This is a genomic window from Microbacterium sp. BE35 (assembly GCF_031457705.1).
Taxonomy (GTDB): Bacteria; Actinomycetota; Actinomycetes; order Actinomycetales; family Microbacteriaceae; genus Microbacterium; species Microbacterium trichothecenolyticum.
In genome coordinates, this window is record NZ_JAVDXD010000002.1 from 1002621 (window position 1) to 1020937 (window position 18317).

18 protein-coding genes are annotated in these 18317 nt (G+C 70.7%); 14 read left to right on the plus strand and 4 right to left on the minus strand.

The features are described 5' to 3' along the window. The first annotated feature begins 201 nt into the window (after positions 1-201). The gene (locus J2Y46_RS10600) at positions 202-2229 is read left to right on the plus strand and encodes a PhoX family phosphatase (RefSeq protein WP_310242361.1); all 2028 of its coding nucleotides are present in this window, start codon (positions 202-204) and stop codon (positions 2227-2229) included. A 65-nt stretch (positions 2230-2294) separates the two neighbouring features. On the opposite strand, the gene J2Y46_RS10605 is transcribed toward J2Y46_RS10600, so the two are convergent. From J2Y46_RS10605 to J2Y46_RS10615, 3 genes are all read right to left on the minus strand, one after another. Beyond that, complete coding sequence (locus J2Y46_RS10605) at positions 2295-2936, minus strand: GPR1/FUN34/YaaH family transporter (RefSeq protein ID WP_310242148.1); 642 nt, start codon at positions 2934-2936, stop codon at positions 2295-2297. A 123-nt stretch (positions 2937-3059) separates the two neighbouring features. Then, on the minus strand, positions 3060-3581 hold the full coding sequence (locus tag J2Y46_RS10610; RefSeq protein ID WP_310242149.1) for a pyridoxamine 5'-phosphate oxidase family protein: 522 nt from the start codon (positions 3579-3581) through the stop codon (positions 3060-3062). Positions 3582-3666: 85 nt separating this feature from the next. After that, positions 3667-4503: a DUF1206 domain-containing protein gene (locus J2Y46_RS10615; protein WP_310242151.1), complete on the minus strand. Its 837-nt coding sequence runs from the start codon at positions 4501-4503 to the stop codon at positions 3667-3669. A gap of 117 nt (positions 4504-4620) precedes the next feature. Between J2Y46_RS10615 and J2Y46_RS10620 the strand changes: the two genes are divergently transcribed. The 5 genes from J2Y46_RS10620 to rbfA all read left to right on the plus strand — a co-directional run bounded on the left by J2Y46_RS10620 (position 4621) and on the right by rbfA (position 11324). Next, positions 4621-6480 (plus strand): lipase family protein, encoded by a 1860-nt coding sequence (locus J2Y46_RS10620; RefSeq protein ID WP_310242154.1) that lies wholly within the window; start codon positions 4621-4623, stop codon positions 6478-6480. Between the two features lie 132 nt (positions 6481-6612). Further along, complete coding sequence (nusA, locus tag J2Y46_RS10625; RefSeq protein WP_310242156.1) at positions 6613-7602, plus strand: transcription termination factor NusA; 990 nt, start codon at positions 6613-6615, stop codon at positions 7600-7602. A gap of 34 nt (positions 7603-7636) precedes the next feature. Continuing rightward, the gene (locus J2Y46_RS10630; RefSeq protein ID WP_084695389.1) at positions 7637-7888 is read left to right on the plus strand and encodes a YlxR family protein; all 252 of its coding nucleotides are present in this window, start codon (positions 7637-7639) and stop codon (positions 7886-7888) included. Positions 7889-7979: 91 nt separating this feature from the next. Next, entirely contained in the window at positions 7980-10823 is a 2844-nt protein-coding gene (gene infB, locus J2Y46_RS10635; RefSeq protein WP_310242159.1) for a translation initiation factor IF-2, read from the plus strand. A 66-nt stretch (positions 10824-10889) separates the two neighbouring features. Further along, positions 10890-11324 carry a 30S ribosome-binding factor RbfA gene (gene rbfA, locus J2Y46_RS10640; RefSeq protein ID WP_045296353.1) on the plus strand — a complete coding sequence of 145 codons (435 nt, stop codon included), beginning with the start codon at positions 10890-10892 and terminating at the stop codon, positions 11322-11324. 74 nt (positions 11325-11398) lie between these two features. On the opposite strand, the gene J2Y46_RS10645 is transcribed toward rbfA, so the two are convergent. Continuing rightward, on the minus strand, positions 11399-12265 hold the full coding sequence (locus J2Y46_RS10645; RefSeq protein ID WP_045296351.1) for an A/G-specific adenine glycosylase: 867 nt from the start codon (positions 12263-12265) through the stop codon (positions 11399-11401). A gap of 58 nt (positions 12266-12323) precedes the next feature. Between J2Y46_RS10645 and J2Y46_RS10650 the strand changes: the two genes are divergently transcribed. From J2Y46_RS10650 to deoC, 8 genes are all read left to right on the plus strand, one after another. Continuing rightward, positions 12324-13004, plus strand: a complete 681-nt coding sequence (locus J2Y46_RS10650; RefSeq protein ID WP_310242162.1) for a uridine kinase — start codon at positions 12324-12326, stop codon at positions 13002-13004. Further along, the gene (gene truB, locus J2Y46_RS10655; RefSeq protein ID WP_045296348.1) at positions 13004-13891 is read left to right on the plus strand and encodes a tRNA pseudouridine(55) synthase TruB; all 888 of its coding nucleotides are present in this window, start codon (positions 13004-13006) and stop codon (positions 13889-13891) included. Before J2Y46_RS10650 ends, truB begins: the two co-directional genes overlap by 1 nt. Next, on the plus strand, positions 13888-14256 hold the full coding sequence (locus tag J2Y46_RS10660; protein ID WP_045296346.1) for a hypothetical protein: 369 nt from the start codon (positions 13888-13890) through the stop codon (positions 14254-14256). The genes truB and J2Y46_RS10660 overlap by 4 nt, the downstream gene beginning before the upstream one ends. A gap of 68 nt (positions 14257-14324) precedes the next feature. After that, positions 14325-14744, plus strand: coding sequence for a hypothetical protein (locus J2Y46_RS10665; protein ID WP_211255837.1), 420 nt, complete (start codon positions 14325-14327; stop codon positions 14742-14744). Next, the gene (locus J2Y46_RS10670) at positions 14741-15712 is read left to right on the plus strand and encodes a bifunctional riboflavin kinase/FAD synthetase (protein WP_045296343.1); all 972 of its coding nucleotides are present in this window, start codon (positions 14741-14743) and stop codon (positions 15710-15712) included. Before J2Y46_RS10665 ends, J2Y46_RS10670 begins: the two co-directional genes overlap by 4 nt. A gap of 79 nt (positions 15713-15791) precedes the next feature. Next, positions 15792-16184, plus strand: coding sequence for a hypothetical protein (locus tag J2Y46_RS10675; protein WP_310242165.1), 393 nt, complete (start codon positions 15792-15794; stop codon positions 16182-16184). 95 nt (positions 16185-16279) lie between these two features. Next, the gene (locus J2Y46_RS10680) at positions 16280-17224 is read left to right on the plus strand and encodes a sugar-binding transcriptional regulator (protein ID WP_045297363.1); all 945 of its coding nucleotides are present in this window, start codon (positions 16280-16282) and stop codon (positions 17222-17224) included. 55 nt (positions 17225-17279) lie between these two features. Further along, positions 17280-18287, plus strand: coding sequence for a deoxyribose-phosphate aldolase (gene deoC, locus J2Y46_RS10685; protein ID WP_310242168.1), 1008 nt, complete (start codon positions 17280-17282; stop codon positions 18285-18287). Positions 18288-18317 lie beyond the last annotated feature (30 nt).

Genomic DNA, 18317 nt, shown 5'->3' on the forward strand with positions numbered 1-18317 from the left:
CGTTCGGCGTCCCGCCGACGGGGGATGCGGCATCCGTCTCGATGAAGCCGTTCTCATGTCCTCGTCGCCGGCCGTTCACCTCCGGTTCCGGTGAGCTTCGCCGCACGCGGCGAGGCTGGCGCCACCCCACGCCAGCCCGCTGTCATGCATGCCGAGAGGACGCTCGTGAGCATCATCGAAGGATTCCGCCGTTCCCTGCCCATGGCAGAGCACGCACGAGGCAAGCGCCTCGCCGTGACCTGCCAGTACAAGTGCGCCAACGCGTGCCTGGGCCCCGAGTGCAACTCGTCGCACAACGAGACCTTCCAGGAGGTCGCCGCGGCCGCGCTGTCGCGTCGCGCGCTCCTCGGACTGGGTGCCGCAGGTGCCGTCGCTGTCGCCGTCGGCGGACTCCGCGGGCAGACGCCGGTGTCCGGCGCGGGCTCGTCGGGTGTCGGGGGAGCGGGCGCCGCCTTCGCGCGGCCCGCGGGCGGCAGCCTCCCGTTCGACCCGATCGCGCCGGTGAACCGTCTGGTCGACGAGTTCACCGTCCCGGCCGGCTACACGTGGCGGCCGATCATCCGCTGGGGCGACCCGCTGTTCTCGAAGGCTCCGGCCTTCGACGTCAACGCCCAGACGCCCGCCGCGCAGGCCGTGCAGTTCGGCTACAACAGCGACTACCTCGACATCGTCGCCGACCCGAGCGGCAAGACCGGTGTGCTCGTGAACAACCACGAGTACGTCAACCCCGAGATCATGTTCCCGCCGACCACCGACGCCGCCGAGCTGCAGCGTCGGGGCGACATCTACAAGGCCGCGCAGGGCATGTCGGTCGTGGAGATCACCCGCAGGCGCACCGGCGAGCCGTGGTCGTACGTCGTCGACGGCAAGCGCAACCGTCGCATCACGGTCGAGACGGTGTTCGAGCTCACCGGTCCCGCCGCCGGCAGCGACCTCGTGAAGACCGCTGCCGACCCCGAGGGCCGCTGGGTGCACGGGACGCTCGGCAACTGCGCGGGCGGCACCACGCCCTGGGGCACGATCCTGTCGGGCGAGGAGAACTTCAACGGCTACTTCGCGTGGGCTGCCGACACCGCCGCGCAGAAGCGCTACCAGTCCTCATCCTCGACCTCGACATCGACAGGCTGGGACAAGTACGACCCCCGCTTCGACGCGCACAACGCCGACTACGTCAACGAGCCCAACCGCTTCGGCTACATCGTCGAGATCGATCCCCAGGACCCGACCTCGACCCCCCGCAAGCACACGGCGATGGGCCGGTTCAAGCACGAGGGCGCCAACGTCATCGTCGCCGAGGACGGCCGCGTGGTCGCCTACATGGGCGACGACGAGCGCAACGACTACCTCTACAAGTTCGTCTCGAAGAACAGGATCTCGGGCTCGCGCAAGAAGAACCTCCAGCTGCTGAGCGAGGGCGACCTGTACGTCGCCAAGTTCTCGGGCAACTCGCCGGCGAACCAGATCACAGGCGCCGGCGCGCTGCCGGCCGACGGCAAGTTCGACGGCTCGGGCACCTGGATCCCGCTCACCCGCAACGGAGAGAGCGTCGTCCCCGGGTTCACGACCGAGCAGGTGCTCGTCTACACGCGTCTGGCGGCGGATGCCGTGGGCGCGACCAAGATGGACCGCCCCGAGGATGTCGAGCCCAGCCCCAAGACCGGCAAGGTGTACCTCGCGCTCACGAACAACTCGGCGCGCTCGGTGGCGAGCATCGACGAGGCGAACCCCATCACCGGGAACCGCTACGGCCATGTGGTCGAGCTGACCGAGACGGCCGGGCAGGCGGGCACCACGTTCGGCTGGAGCATCCTGCTCCTGTGCGGCGACCCCGCGGTGTTCGGCAACTCGTACTTCGCCGGCTTCCCGAAGGAGCTCGTGTCGCCCATCTCCTGCCCCGACAACGTCGCGTTCGACTCCGCCGGCAACCTCTGGATCTCGACCGACGGCGCGCCGAGCACGATCGGCTACAACGACGGCCTGTTCCTCGTGCCGCTCGAGGGCGCTGAGCGCGGCCACGTGCAGCAGTTCCTGTCGGTGCCCCGCGAGGCTGAGACGTGCGGTCCCGTCATCCACGACAAGGACGGCCTCGTGTTCGTCGCCGTGCAGCACCCCGGTGAGGGCGGCACGTTCGCCGCGCCGACGTCCCTCTTCCCGGACTACGGCTCGACCGCGGCCGGCGCCGTCGCCACGGCGCCGCGCCCCTCGGTGGTGCAGGTCTACCGCGCCTGAACTCATCCACCGCATCGAGACGCCGCCCCGCCTTCCTCAGGCGGGGCGGCGTCCTCGTCGTGGCGTCAGGACTCCGAATTGGGATCACCGAGGATCCACGGCGGTCCCAGGGGCACGACGCGGCGCCCGATGGTCCGCCAGTAGAACTTCTCGACGAGCATGTAGGCCGCGAGCGCCGATGCCGCCATCAGCAGGATCGAGCCGGTGATCGCGAGGCCCTCCGTCGCGGTGAACGCCGCGACCGACTGGAGCCCCAGCCCGAGCGAGACGCTCAGCAGCGTGATCGGCAGCACGGAGTTGTGCACCGCACCCGCCGGCGTGAACAGCAGCGCCAGGATCGCGAACACGAGCGAGAAGAGGCCGCGCGCCTGCGCGGTGACCTCGAAGAAGCCGAGCTCCTCGCCGAGGAGGAACCCCGGGACCACGATCCAGTACCAGCCGAAGGCGTTGTACACGATGAAGTGGAAGTTGTCGCCCGCGAAGTACGACAGCATGCCCGCCGTCACCTGCACCACACCCCCGAACACGGCGCCCACCCAGAACACGGGCGCGTCGTCCTGAAGGCCGAGATGCGCGAGCTGCGCCGTGACGGTGGCGATCACGAAGCCCAGCAGGCCGATGAGACCGGGGTCCGCGACGCGCAGCCCGCCGCCGCGGGGAGCGGGCAGGGCGTCGGTGATCGCGATGTTCGTCGTGCCGTCGGTCATGCCCGTGCCCCCTGTGGATCGCCGCTGCCGCCTGAGTCGTGCACGGCCAGTATGGCGGAGCGCAGCGGGAACGAGCCGGTGTCCGCGCCGGTCCGCGGTGTGACGGCCTGCGCCCGGCGGGCGTCAGCAGCTGACTCTTCCGTGCGACATGGTGTCGTCGGGCGTGTCCCTCGTCACGAGCGCCTTGAGCATGCCTGCCGCCGTGACGAGCTTGCCGTGCCGGGGCTCCCAGAACTCGCATTCGACGGGCGTCACCCGAAGCAGCACGATGCCGGGGGTCTCGAGTCCGTTCTCGAACCAGATGTCGAGGCTGGGGGAGTACAGCTCCTTCATCTTCGCCGCGTCGCGCACGACCTGGGCCCGGCCGGCGACCGAGACATAGCGATGCCCCTTGGAATCGAGGTACGACAGGCCCACGTCGTGCTGCGGATCCGCCTGGCTCTCCGACACCTTCGCCGTGTCGGCGAGAGTGAAGAACCAGATGTCGCCGTTCCCATCCATCTGCCGCGTGCTCATCGGCCGGCTGACGAGATTCCCCGCGGGATCGCGAGTGGTCAGCATCGTGAAGTCGATGTCCTCGACGAGTTCCTTGACCCGCGCGATCGCTTCGGGGCCGGTGACGAGATCTTCCTCTGTGTGCGTCATGCGATCAGATTCCGCTCGGTCGCGCGCCTCTGCCAGGCCATTGACAGGACGGGTGCCGCGGGTCAACCTCGTGCCCGGGCCCCGGTCACATCCACGCGAAGCGGGCACGGGCGATCGTGAAGACGCCGTAGGCGAGCAGGCCCAGTCCGACCACCCATGCGAGCGCGGGACCGAGCGGCAGCTCGAGCACCGCGTCGACGGCGCCGTCGAGCCCGCCCGCGACTCTCGCGTCGGCGCGCACTGCCGCGACGCCGAGCAGCACCCCCACGATCAGGAGGGCGATGCCCTTCGCGACGAACCCGACGACCCCCAGCGTCGTGAAGCCCCGGCCGAGTCCGCCGTCCGGGATGCGGATGCGATTGCGGAAGCTCCTCCGGACGCCCATGACGACGAAGGCCACGCCGCCGACGCCGATCCCGACGCCGACGAGGCCGAGCACGATGTGCCCGCCTGGAATCTGCAGGAGACTTCGGCTGGCTCCTTCCGCGGTCTTCTCGCCGTCGGGTCGCGCCCCCATCGCCACGGCGGCCGAGATCCCGCCGAGTGCGACGAACACGGCCGCCTGGCCGAACTCCGAGAGGCGGCGACTCCACTTGCGGGCGGCGCCTTCGATGTCGTCCGACAGGTCACGCGCGAGGATGCCCTCGCTCACGTGCCACAGCGCGAGCGCCCACAGGCCGATCGCGATGAGCCACAGCACCACGAAACCGACCGGGGCCCCCGCGACCGCCTTCATGGCGCCCAGCTGATCGCCCTCACCGCGTCCGCCGGAGGCGATGACGATGACGATGGCGCCGATGAGCGCGTGGATGACGCCGTTGGCGACGTACCCGGCGCGCGCGAGCGTCTCGAAGGCGAAGCTCGACTCCGCCTCACGGGCGAGGTGCTTCGCGTTCGCCTTCACGCCGTCGCGGGTCTCCACATCCTCACGCTAGCCGTCGCCGTGCGGGCGAGCGGGGGGTTGACGCGCCCTCGCCGCGAGGGGACCCACTCCCACGCGTCGGGCGCCCTCATATGCGATCGATCTATCATGGGGCGGATGATCCGCGGGGGCCGTCGACCGCCGGCGACCGGCTGGAGCGTCGTACCTCGCCTCGTGCGCGGAGCGCCTCCCGCCGTGCTCGTCGTCGTGGGCGCGCTCTCGCTCCTGGTGGGGCTGCTCATCGTGACGCGGCCGCTCACCTCCCTCGTGCTGCTGACCGTCTACGTGGGCCTCAGTGCCGTCTTCTCAGGCCTCGCCCGCATCATCGCGGCGCCCGAGACACCGCTCTGGTCCCGGCTCGTGTTCGGCGGCCTGTGGATCGCGCTGGGCCTGGCGGTGCTCTTCGGTCTCGGCCGCACGCTCGAGCTGCTGCCCGAGATCATCGCGGTGCTCCTCGTGCTGGGCGGCCTCGCGTCGATCTACGACGCGGCGTCGCGCGGCAGTGTCAGCCAGCGCGTGCTCGCCGGGGTCTGGGGCGGCACCCAGATCGCGTTCGGCGTGCTCTCGTATGCGTGGCCTGATGTCACCGTCCTCCTCGTGGCGGTGATCTTCGGTGTCCGCACGATCGTGTTCGGTGCCACTCTGCTGGTCCGCGCCGTGCGCGCATTCGTGGAGGGAAGGCGCTCCGTTCCCGCGACAGGGCTGCCCGCAGCATCCGTTCCGGCGTCCACGACGCGTCGCCGCCGCGCCCGCGCCGTATGGCTGGCGGTGGGGCGCTACGCGCTCTCGGCTCTGCTGGTGGTGCTCGCGGCCGGCGGGTGGTGGGCGAACTCGTGGTTCGAGGACGGCGCCCAGGTGGTGGACGCGTTCTACGACCCGCCCGCCATCGTGCCGTACGACCACGGGCGCCTGATCCGCAGCGACGACTTCTCGGGGCAGAAGCCCGCGGGCGCCGACGTCCGCCGCATCCTGTACACGACCCGCGACGCCAATGGCCAGCCGGCGGTTGCGAGCGCGTTGGTCATCGTGCCCCAGGACCCGCCTCCCGGCCCTCGACCGGTCGTCGTGTGGAACCACGGCACCACCGGCGTCGCCCGCGGGTGCGCGCCGAGCCTGCGCGATGCGTCGGCGACGAAGTGGGCGATCCCCGGACTCGACCAGGCGATCGCGAACGGCTGGGTGGTCGTCGCGTCCGACTACTCGGGGCAGGGGGCGCCCGGCGTCTTCCCGTATCTGATCGGCCGCGGCGAGGCACGCTCGTCCCTGGACGCCGTCATCGCCGCGCGAGAGCTCGACGGCATCACGCTGTCGAGCCGCACGGCGGTCTGGGGACACTCCCAGGGCGGGCACGCGGCCCTCTGGACCTCGCAGATCGCCGACGACTACGCGCCCGATCTGGACGTGCGGGGCACGGCGCTGCTCGCGCCGGCCGCCGAGCCGGTCGCGCTCGCCGAGGAGCTCACCAGCGGCGACGCGAACGCCCTGCTGTCGATCCTCATCTCGTGGGTGCTCGTGCCCTACGCCGACACCTATGACGATGTCGACCTCAGCCGCTACATCGCTCCGGGATCGGAGGCGATCGTCCGCGAGATGACGCAACGATGCCCGTCCGAACCCGGCGTGATCGTCTCGGTCGCGACAGCGCTCGGCGTCTCGGAGGACCGCCCGCTCTTCGTCGGCGACCTCACCGCGGGAGCGCTCGGCCGCCGGCTCGAGGACAACACGCCGACGGGTCCCTGGACGCAGCCGATCCTCGTCGCATGGGGGGACCAGGACGAGGTCATCCCGCCCCATCTGCAGCGCGAGTTCGTCGACCGGCTGTGCGCTGAAGGGAACCAGGTGCGCAGCCTCGAGTACCGCGGCTACGACCATCTGCGCACGCTGCTGCCCGGATCGCACTTCGTGCCTGTGCTCATCGAATGGACAGACGCCCGGTTCCGCCACTCCGACACCCACGTCGACGACTGCTCCGGCTGAAGGCGGGCGGGGCGCCGGCCGCCGCGCGGGGCGTCGAGTCGACTCGCAGAACCGTGGGACGCGGCATCCGGTAATGTTGGAGGGTTCCGGCGCGCGTCGACGTGCCGGTGAGAGCTGAATACGGAGGCCACTGTGGACATCGATCTCGGACTGCTGCGGACTGTCGAGCGCGAGAAGGAGATCCCCTTCGACGAGCTCGTGCGCATCATCGAACAGGCGATCCTGACCGCGTACGCGAAGCACACCTCGCCCACGGGCGAGCTGCCGGAGGGTGCGCGCGCAGAACTCGACCGCAAGACCGGTCACGTGGCCGTGTTCATCCCGCTGCTCGACGAAGAAGGCGCCGTCGTCGGCGAAGAGGAGTCGACCCCCGAGGACTTCGGCCGCATCGCCGCGTTCGCCGCGAAGCAGGTCATCAGCCAGCGTCTGCGCGACATCGCCGACGACGCGGTGCTGGGCGAGTTCCGCGGCAAGGAGGGCGACATCGTCGCCGGAATCGTTCAGCAGGGCCCGAACCCGCGCATGGTGCATGTCGACCTCGGCTCCGTCGAGGCGATCCTGCCCCCCGAGGAGCAGGTCCCCAGCGAGGACTACGCGCACGGGGCGCGCATGCGCGTCTACGTGACGTCGGTCGCCAAGGGCACGAAGGGCCCGCAGATCACCGTCTCACGCACCCACCCGGGGCTCGTGCGCAAGCTGTTCGCCCTCGAGGTGCCCGAGATCCCCGCCGGTCTGGTGGAGATCGTCTCGCTCGCCCGCGAGGCCGGTCACCGCACGAAGATCGCGGTGAAGGCGAACGATCCGTCGATCAACGCCAAGGGCGCCTGCATCGGCGAGCTCGGCCGTCGCGTCCGTGCGGTCACCGAAGAGCTCGGCGGCGAGAAGATCGACATCGTCGACTACGACCCGGAGCTCGCGAAGTTCGTCGCGAATGCGCTGTCGCCCGCGAAGGTGACGTCGAGCTTCATCCTGGATGCCTCGAACAAGGCCGTGCGCGCCCTCGTGCCCGACTACCAGCTGTCGCTCGCGATCGGCAAGGAGGGCCAGAACGCCCGTCTGGCCGCGAAGCTCACGGGCGCGAAGATCGACATCCAGCCGGACTCCATCCTCGAGGAGGGCTGACCCGCGGCGCTGGCTCCCAGCCCCGGGGTGTAAGATGGACGCTGTACGAACGTGCGTCGGATGCCGCACGCGTGCTCTCCGGACCACCCTCCTCAGGGTGGTCGCCATCGATTCCCACCTCGTCGTCGACGAGCGTGCATCGATGCCCGGACGAGGCGCGTGGGTGCACGAGACGCCGGAGTGCGTGGATGCCGCCATCCGGCGCCGCGCCTTCGTGCGGGCATTGCGTGTGTCAGGCCCGCTTGACACGCAGACCATCGAAGAGCACATCCAGCGAAAAGGCTGAACGGCTATGGAAACAAAGTGAACGGCTCGAAATGAGACCCGTCCGCCAATAACGGTCTGCCCTGTCTGGGTGGACCCAGACAGGAGAATTTGTGGCTGCCAAACCACGCGTGCACGAGATCGCTTCCGAGCTCGGCGTCGACAGCAAGGTCGCGCTCGAGAAGCTGAAGGCGCTCGGCGAATACGTCAAGAGCCCCTCGTCCACCATCGAACCCCCCGTAGCGCGGAAGCTCCGTGCTGCGCTCGAAGCCGACGGCGCGGCCAAGTCCGCTGACGCGGCGCCCGCGGCGGCGAAGCCCGCTGCCGGGTCACCCGCCGCGCCGGCGGCGAAGCCCGGCGCACCCGCGGGTCGTCCCGGCCCGGCTGTGAAGCCCGGTCCGGCGCGTCCGGCCGCTCCGGCTGCCCCTGCGGCTGCGGCCTCCAAGTCCGCTCCGGCGGCCGCTGCCCCTGCGGCTCCCGCCGCGAAGGCCCCGACGGCACCGGCTCCCGCCGCGCCTGCCGCCAAGGCCGCTCCCGCCGCCACGGCGCCGGAGGCTCCGGCCGCGCCCGGTGCACCCAAGCCCGGCCCTGCCGCCGCGACGCCGCAGCCGCCGCGTCCGGGTGGCACCCCGCGCCCCGGCAACAACCCCTTCGCGTCCTCGCAGGGCATGGGCCAGCGTCCCGCCGGCCCGCGTCCGGGCAACAACCCCTTCGCGTCGGCGCAGGGCATGGGCCAGCGCCCGAGCCCCGGCAACATCCCGCGTCCCCAGGCTCCGCGCCCGGGTGCCCCCCGTCCCGGCGCTCCGCGTCCCGGTGGTGGTGGTCGTCCCGGTGGCGGCGGTCGTCCCGGTGCTCCGTTCCAGCAGCGTCCCGGCGGCCCCGGTCGTCCCGGCGGTGCCGGTGGCGGCGGCTTCCAGCGTCCCGGCGGCGCGCCCGGTGCGGGCGCACCCGGCGGCTTCGCCGGTCGTCCCGGTGGCGGCGGCGGTCGCGGCCGTGGTCCTGGCGGTGGTACCGCAGGTGCCTTCGGCAAGGGCGGCGGCAAGTCGAAGCAGCGCAAGTCGCGTCGGGCGAAGCGCCAGGAATTCGAGATGCGGTCGGCGCCGGTCGTCGGCGGCGTCAACGTCTCGAAGGGCAACGGCGAGATCATCCGCCTGCGTCGCGGCGCATCGATCGCCGACTTCGCCGACAAGCTCGAGGCCCTGCGCGGCTACACCGTGCAGCCCGGCACGCTCGTCACGATCCTCTTCAACCTGGGCGAGATGGCCACGGCCACCGAGTCGCTGGACGAGGCGACGTTCGAGGTGCTCGGCGCCGAGCTCGGCTACAAGATCCAGATGGTCTCGCCCGAGGACGAGGACAAGGAGCTCCTCGAGGGCTTCGGTCTCGACCTCGAGGCCGAGCTGGAGGCGGAGAACGAGGAAGACCTCGAGATCCGGCCTCCGGTCGTGACCGTCATGGGTCACGTCGATCACGGTAAGACGCGACTGCTCGACGCCATCCGCCAGACCAACGTGGTCGCGGGCGAGGCCGGCGGCATCACGCAGCACATCGGTGCGTACCAGGTGTGGACCGAGCACGAGGGCATCGAGCGCGCGATCACCTTCATCGACACCCCGGGTCACGAGGCGTTCACCGCCATGCGTGCCCGTGGTGCGCAGGTGACCGACCTCGCGATCCTCGTGGTCGCGGCCGACGACGGCATCATGCCGCAGACGGTCGAGGCCCTGAACCACGCGCAGGCGGCCAACGTCCCGATCGTGGTCGCGGTGAACAAGGTCGACAAGCCCGACGCCAATCCGGCCAAGGTGCGCCAGCAGCTCACCGAGTACGGCCTGGTGGCCGAGGAGTACGGCGGCGACGTCATGTTCGTCGACGTGTCGGCCCGTCAGGGCACCGGCATCCAGGACCTCCTCGACGCGGTGCTGCTGACCGCCGACGCGGGTCTGGACCTCACGGCCAATCCGAACAAGGATGCGCGCGGTGTCGCGATCGAGGCCAAGCTCGACAAGGGCCGCGGCTCGGTGGCCACGGTGCTCATCCAGTCCGGAACGCTGCGCGTCGGAGACGCGATCGTCGCGGGCACGGCCTACGGCCGCGTCCGGGCCATGGCGGACGAGAACGGCGACCCGGTCGCCGAGGCCTACCCCTCGCGTCCGGTGCAGGTGCAGGGTCTCAACTCGGTGCCGCGAGCCGGCGACACGTTCATCGTGACCGAGGAGGACCGCACCGCGCGTCAGATCGCCGAGAAGCGCGAGGCCGCCGAGCGCAACGCGCAGCTGGCCAAGGCCCGCAAGCGCATCTCGCTCGAGGACTTCACGCGTGCGCTCGAAGAGGGCAAGGTCGAGTCGCTCAACCTCATCATCAAGGGCGACGTGTCGGGTGCCGTCGAGGCGCTCGAGGAGTCGCTCCTCAAGATCGAGGTCGACGACTCGGTGCAGCTGCGCATCATCCACCGCGGTGTCGGTGCGATCACCGAGTCCGACATCAACCTCGCGACGATCGACAACGCGATCGTCATCGGCTTCAACGTCCGTCCCGACACGAAGGCGCGCGAGCGCGCCGCCCGTGAGGGTGTGGATGTCCGGTTCTACTCGGTCATCTACAACGCGATCGACGACGTCGAGCAGTCGCTCAAGGGCCTGCTCAAGCCGGAGTACGAAGAGGTCCAGTCGGGTGTGGCCGAGATCCGGGAGGTGTTCCGCTCTTCCAAGTTCGGCAACATCGCCGGTGTCATCGTCCGCTCCGGAACGATCACGCGCAACGCCAAGGCGCGCGTCATCCGCGACGGTGTGGTCCTCGCGGACGGCCTGGCGATCGAGTCGCTGCGCCGTTTCAAGGACGACGTCACCGAGGTCCGGACGGACTTCGAGTGCGGTATCGGCCTCGGCAAGTACAACGACATCCAGGTGGGCGACGAGATCGAGACCACCGAGATGGTCGAGAAGCCCCGCGCGTAAGTAGCGCAACGTGAGGGGCGTCCTGATCCGTCAGGGCGTCCCTCACGCTTCGAAAGGAGCATCATCATGTCTTCGGAACGTCAGGCCCGTCTGGGCGACCGCATCCGCGTGATCCTGGCCGAGAGGCTCGAGAAGGGTCTGCGCGACCCGCGCCTGGGCTTCGTCACCATCACCGACGTGCGCGTCACGGGTGACCTGCAGCACGCGTCCGTGTTCTACACGGTGCTGGGTTCTGCCGAGGAGCGCGAGGATTCCGCCAAGGCGCTCAAGGCGGCGACCGGGATGCTGCGCTCCGAGGTGGGCAAGCACCTCAACGTGCGCCTCACCCCGTCGCTCGAGTTCATCCCCGACGCGATCCCCGAGAACGCCGGCCACATCGCCGACCTGCTCCGTGAGGCGCAGGAGCGGGATGCGGCGGTGGCGGGCCTTGCGGCCTCGGCCACGTACGCCGGCGACGCCGACCCGTACCTCAAGCCGCGCGAACTCGACGAAGACGAGTAAGCGCGCCACAGCGCACGCAGAACGCCGCGACCGACATGATCGGTCGCGGCGTTCTGCGTATGCGGGTGCGTCGCTCAGACCGGGAGGCGCAGCAACCCGTCGACCGCCTCGGCGAGTCCGTCCGCGATGAGCGAGTCGATGGCGCGGTCGCGCTGCAGCCTGTCAGGCCAGTCCGGCACGACTTCGGCCAGAGGCACCGCGTGGGTCGCAGCATCCCTCAGCGCCTTGAGCACCGCGCCGCGCGCCTGCCGGTCGCTGCCCTCGTACCGCGCCTGCTTGCGGCGCTCGTCGCCGGTGTCGGGCCGGCCGGCGGCGAGCCAGGCGCACCGGTCGGTGAGAGGGCACACCTCGCAGCGCGGAACGCGCGCGGTGCAGACCGTCGCGCCGAGCTCCATCGTCGCCGCGTTCACGACGGCGGCCGTCGTGCGGTCCACGGGCAGGATCGCCTCCATCGCCCGGAGGTCGCGACGTGAGGGAGGACCCGGCTGCGACCTGCCGTCGATGACGCGGGCAAGCACCCTTCGCGTGTTCGTGTCGACGACGGGATGCCGGTCGCCATAGGCGAAGACCGCTACGGCCCGGGCGGTGTAGTCGCCGATGCCGGTCAGCGCGAGCAGCGCGTCCACGTCGCGCGGGACGACGCCGTCGTGGCGGTCGCGGATCTCCACCGCAGCGCGGTGCAGCCACAGCGCCCGGCGCGGGTACCCCAGGTTCGCCCACTGACGCACCGCGTCGGCGGGGGCGGCGGCGGCGAGGTCGGTGGGCGTCGGCCATCGCGTGAGCCACGCCTCGAGATGAGGGATCACCCGATTCACGGGCGTCTGCTGCAGCATGAACTCGCTCACGAGCACGCCCCAGGGCCCGAATCCGGCCCGCCGCCACGGCAGGTCGCGCGCGTTCGCCCGATACCACTCGACCAGGGGAGCGGCGAGGTCGGGCATGCCATCCAGCGTAGGCGTCCGGACGAGGCGCGGTGCCTGCGCGCCGTAGGCTTGAGGCATGCGCCTGCCCGTCACCCCGACCACGACGCTGTGGCGCGAGCTGCGCGACCGCGTGCGGCGGCGGTACCCCGCCGGCCGGGTGATCGTGGCGATCGACGGACTCGACGGCGCGGGCAAGACGGTGTTCGCCGACGGCCTGGCCGAGGTCTTCGCCGAGACCGGCGACGCCGTGTTCCGCGCGGGGATCGACGGCTTCCATCGCCCCCGCGCCGAACGGTACGCGCGCGGACGGCGCAGCCCGGATGGCTTCTACCGGGACTCGTACGACTACGCCACGTTCCGCCGCGTGCTCATCGACCCGTTCCGCGACGGCGCGCAGACCGCAGGCACGACCGGGTTCCAGCTCAGTGCATTCGACGTCGCGCGCGACGCCTCCGTCGAATCGCAATGGGTCACCGCTCCGCTCGACGCGGTGCTCGTCGTCGACGGCATCTTCCTCAACCGTCCCGAGCTGCAGGACCTCTGGGACTGGTCGGTGTGGCTCGATGTCCCCTTCGACCTCGCATACGCCCGCCTGGCGCTCCGAGACGGCTCGGATCCGGACCCCGATGCACCCTCGAACGCGCGCTACCGGCAGGGGCAGGAGATCTACGTGAACGAGGCGCACCCGCGGGACGCAGCATCCGTCATCGTCGACAACGCCGACCTCGCACACCCCCGGATCGTCGGGCGCAGCTGATGGCGGCACCCGGAATCCTGCTGGTCGACAAGCCCGGCGGCATCACCTCGCACGACGTCGTCGCGCGTGCCCGGCGCGCGCTCGGCACGCGCAAGATCGGCCACGCCGGCACGCTCGACCCGATGGCGACGGGCCTGCTGGTGCTCGGCGTCGAGGGCGCGACGCGTCTGCTGACCTTCGTGGTCGGGCTCGACAAGACGTACGAGGCGACGATCCGGCTCGGGGTCGCGACCGACACCGACGACGCGGAGGGCCAGACGGTCTCGACGACGGATGCCTCGTCCCTCGATGCCGCGGGGATCTCCGGCGGCATCGCCGCCCTGACCGGCCGCATCTCGCAGGTGCCCAGCACCTACTCGGCGATCAAGGTCGACGGGCGCCGCGCCTACGACCTCGCACGGTCGGGGGAGGACGTGCAGCTCACAGCCCGCGAGGTCACCGTGTCCCGGTTCGACGTGCTCGCGGAGCGCCGGTCCGCCGGCACCGTCGACCTGGACGTGGTCGTCGACTGCTCGAGCGGGACCTACATCCGCTCGCTCGCGCGCGACCTCGGCGCCGCCCTCGGCGTCGGCGGCCACCTCACGGCGCTGCGCCGCACGCGCATCGGCCCGTTCGACGTCGCGGAGGCCGCGGCCGTCGACGAGCTGGCCGACGCCCCGCTGCGCGGCCCTGCGGACGCGGCCACCGCCGTGCTCGGCCGGTTCGACGTCACCGCCGACGAGGCGCGCGACCTCCGCCACGGCAAGCGGCTGCTGGGCGCCGCGGAGCGGCTGCCCGCGAACCCGACCGCCGCGATCGATCCGGACGGCGTGCTCGTCGGCATCGTCGAGCGCCGCGGCGCCGATGTGAAGAGCGCGATGAACATGCCCGAGGAGGCCGCCCGATGATCCTGTGGTTCACGATCGCGCAGGTCGCCGTGGCCGTCGCAGCCGGGCTGTTCTGCGTGATCGCCGGCCTCGCGGGTCGTCGCCCCAGCGACTGGACGGTCGGCTCGCTGGCGCTGGTCGAGCTGCTGCTGCTGGTGCAGGTCGTGATCGCGATCGTCGCGCCGCTCACGGGCAACCCGCCGTCGGGGAGCCTGCTCGAGTTCTGGGTCTATCTCGTCTCGGCGGTGCTGCTGCCGTTCGCCGCCGTCGCGTGGGCGCTCCTCGAGCGCAGCCGCTGGAGCACGGTGATCATGGGGATCGCGGCGCTGTCGATCGCGGTGATGGTGTGGCGCATGTACGTCATCTGGACCGTCCAGGTCGCCTGAGAAGCCAGGGCCCCGGCGACACGAACTAAACTCGTCTGGTTATGTCGACCACTTCCGCTCGCCCCCGCATGACCGGTATCGGCCGCGTGCTCGTGATCGTCTACGCGATCATGGCCCTCGGTGCCACCGGTCGGTCCTTCGTGCAGATCGTCGAGCGCTTCGACGAAGCGCCGGTCGCCTACACGCTGTCTGCGCTGTCCGCCGTCGTGTACATCGTGGCGACGCTCGCGCTGGTGTTCGCGGGCCGCCGCGGCTGGTACGTCGTGGCGTGGGTGGCGATCGTGTTCGAGCTCGTCGGCGTGCTGGTCATCGGAACCCTGAGTCTCGTCATGCCCGAGCTCTTCGCGCACCCGACGGTGTGGTCGTGGTTCGGCATGGGCTACCTGTTCGTCCCGCTCGTGCTGCCGTTCCTCGGCATCTGGTGGCTCGCGACCCACCACCCCGCCGCAGAGGCGCAGACTCCCGCACCGGCGGCGGTCGCATCGTGATCGTCTTCCGGGACCCGAGCGAGGTGCCCGCGGGCTTCGGTCCCTCCGTCGTCGCGATCGGCAAGTTCGACGGCGTGCACTCGGGCCATCGCGCGGTCATCGACCGGGCGCGCGTGGATGCTGCGGCCTCCGGTGCTCGCGTCGTCGCGGTGACGTTCGACCGCAACCCGCTCGCGCTGCTGCGCCCCGAGATCTGCCCCGACAGCCTGGTCGGCGTCGAGCAGAAGCTCCGCCTTCTGGCGGACGCGGGCGTCGACGCGACGCTCATGCTCACCTTCGATCGCACACTCGCCGACCTGAGTGCACGCGAGTTCGTCGAGCACGTCCTCGTCGGCGCCTTGGGCGTGCGGATCGTGATGGTCGGTGCGGACTTCCGCTTCGGCCGCGGCGGCGCCGGCAACCCCGAGCTGCTGCGCGAACTCGGACCTGAGTTCGGCTTCGAGGTCGATGTCGTCGACGACGTGCGCGCGATCGACGCCGGCCGCCGCGTCTCGTCGACGTGGGTGCGCGAGCTGCTCGACGCCGGCGAGATCGCCGACGCGACGCGTCTGCTCGGCCGCTCGCATTCGGTCCGCGGCGAAGTCGTCCACGGGCTCAAGCGCGGACGTGAGCTCGGCTTCCCGACCGCGAACCTCTCAGCCGACCTCGAGGGCTTCGTGCCCGCCGAGGGCGTCTACGCCGGATGGCTGGTGGACGAGGGCATGCCTCGGGACGGAGCATCCGAGCCGCGCAGCAGCGTGCGGTACCCGGCTGCGATCAGCATCGGCACGAACCCCACCTTCGATGACGTGAAGGTGCGCCAGGTCGAGGCGTATGTGCTCGACGAGACCGACCTCGACCTCTACGGACACGTCGTCGAGATCGAGTTCGTCGGCCGCATCCGCGGCATGGTCGCGTTCGAGGGGATCGGGCCGCTCATCGCGCAGATGAGCGACGACATCGTGCGGGTGCGCCGCGAACTGACCTGACGCACCAGGCGGCGGCATCCGTCGCTCGTCGACGCCTCACCCGTAGACCCGCGCACCCGCCCGCCCCTACGATCGAGGCGTGCACGCGCTGGACCTGCTGGCGGCCGCTGCTGCCGCCGAGTCCCCCAACCTGTGGGGCGCGCTGGGGTGCGCGGTCGCGTATTCCGCCTCGCTGCTGGCGACCCTCGACGCATTCGCCGATCTCATCCTCGCGCGCGGCGACTCGCCGGCGGGCCGCCTGACGCCGGGCATCGGCATGAAGTTCGCGTCGAAGCTCATCGCTGCGGCGATCGCGGTCGTGTCGGCGGCGATCGTGCTGGCGCTCGATGACAACTGGTTCGCCTTCACGACACTGTCGGTCGCGTTCATCGTCGTGGTGGGCATCGGCGTCTTCGTCCTGCTGCGACACGCGAAGGTCGCCGCCTCGCCGCCGGCGGCCGCGGGTGGCGGAGGCATCCGTCCCGCCTCCTGACTCGAGCCGTCGTGCTCATGTGAGCAAAGTCTGTTCAGATGTTGGCGCGTGCGCCCGGTCTGTGTCAGCCTGGGGGAGACGACGAAGGGAGGATCGTGGACGCCGTCGACGAGCTTCTCTCGATCCGCGCAGCCGAGCTCTACTACGAGGAGAACCTCACTCAGGAGGAGATCGGCCGCAATCTCCAGATCACCCGCTGGAAGGTCGGGCGCCTGCTCACCCAGGCGAAGGAGGAGGGCTTCGTCCGCATCGAGATCCTCCACTCCCGCGCGCGCCGTCCGCAGCTCGAGCGACGTCTTCGCGACGAGCGCGGCCTGGCCGACGCCGTCGTGGTCTCGCGCGCGGGCGTCCGCAGCGAGGACGAGCTCCAGCAGCGGGTCGCCCAGGCGGCCGCCGACTACCTCGCAGGCCTCCGCCCGAGCCCGGGCGTGCTCGGCGTCAGCTGGGGACGCACCCTCTCCGACATCGCGCACCACCTGCGCGACGGCTGGTCGCGAGCCACCGATGTCGTGCAGATCAACGGCGGCGTCAGCATGAGTCAGCGTCCCGGCACCGCGGCGGCGACCGCAGTCAGCATCGCTCAGAAGGGCGGGGGCACGGCGGCGCTGCTTCCGAGTCCTGCGATCCTCGAGCAGCGGGCGACGAAGGAGGCCATAGAGGCCGACCGCGTCGTCGCCCGAGTGCGCGACGCGGCACGGTCCGCGAACGCGTACCTGTTCAGCGCGGGCGCCGCCGACCATGGCTCCGTCCACGTCGACAGCGGCTATCTGACGACCGCCGACATCGACCGACTCGTCGCGGCGGGCGCCGTCGGCGACGTCGTCGGGCGCTACATCGACGCCGACGGGCGCATCGTCGACGCCGATCTCGATGCCCGCACGGTCGGTCTCTCGCTCGACGATCTGCGTCGCGCAGACATCGCGATCGCCGCGATCACCGGCTCGTCCAAACGAGCGATCGCGGCCGCTGTCGTCGCCTCGCGCCTGTGCACCGTCCTCATCACCGACGAATCGACCGCGCGCCACCTCCTCGATGAGTGACTCACGGAGCCGGCGCCCCACGTCCCGAAACCCAGAACGAAAGTCAGGTCATGACATGTCAGGCACCTCCATCGTGACGCTGCCCGAGCGGGCCGTCGAGCTGCTCGGCGGGCAGCCCGACGACACCACGCTGCGGCGCTACCTCCATGGGCTCCCGGGCGTCGACGCTGTCGGGCTCGAGCAGCGCGCCGCGGACCTCGGCACCCGCTCCATCAAGACGACATCGAAGTCGTGGGCGCTCGACAAGATCATCGAGCTCATCGACCTCACCACGCTCGAAGGCGCCGACACGCCCGGCAAGGTGCGCTCGCTCGTCGCGAAGGCGCTGAACCCGGATGCCTCCGACCCGACCTGTCCGCGCGTGGCCGCCGTGTGCGTCTACGGCGACATGGTGCCCTACGCCGTCGAGGCGCTGGGCGCCGCGCACGGAGACCCCGACGACGGGGGAGTGAGTGTGGCCGCCGTCGCCACGGCATTCCCGAGCGGCCGCGCGTCGCTCGAGATCAAGCTCGCCGACACCGCGGAAGCCGTCGCGCACGGCGCCGACGAGATCGACATGGTCATCGACCGCGGGGCATTCCTCGCCGGTCGCTACGGTCTCGTGTTCGACCAGATCGCCCGCGTGAAGCAGGCGTGCCGCCGTGCCGACGGCACCTACGCGTCGCTCAAGGTGATCCTCGAGACCGGTGAGCTCAGCACCTACGACAACATCAAGCGCGCGTCGTGGCTGGCGATCCTCGCCGGCGGCGACTTCATCAAGACGTCGACGGGCAAGGTGCAGCCGGCCGCGACGCTGCCGGTCACGCTCCTCATGCTCGAGGTCGTGCGCGACTGGCACCGTGCCACCGGCGAGAAGGTCGGCGTGAAGCCGGCCGGCGGCATCCGCACCTCGAAGGACGCCATCAAGTATCTCGTCACCGTCGCCGAGATCGCGGGCGAGGAGTGGCTGCAGCCGCACCTGTTCCGGTACGGGGCATCCAGTCTCCTCAACGACGTGCTCCTGCAGCGGCAGAAGCTCAAGACGGGGCACTATTCCGGCGCCGACTACGTGACCATCGACTGATGCTTCGACAGGCTCAGCAACCGAAAGAGA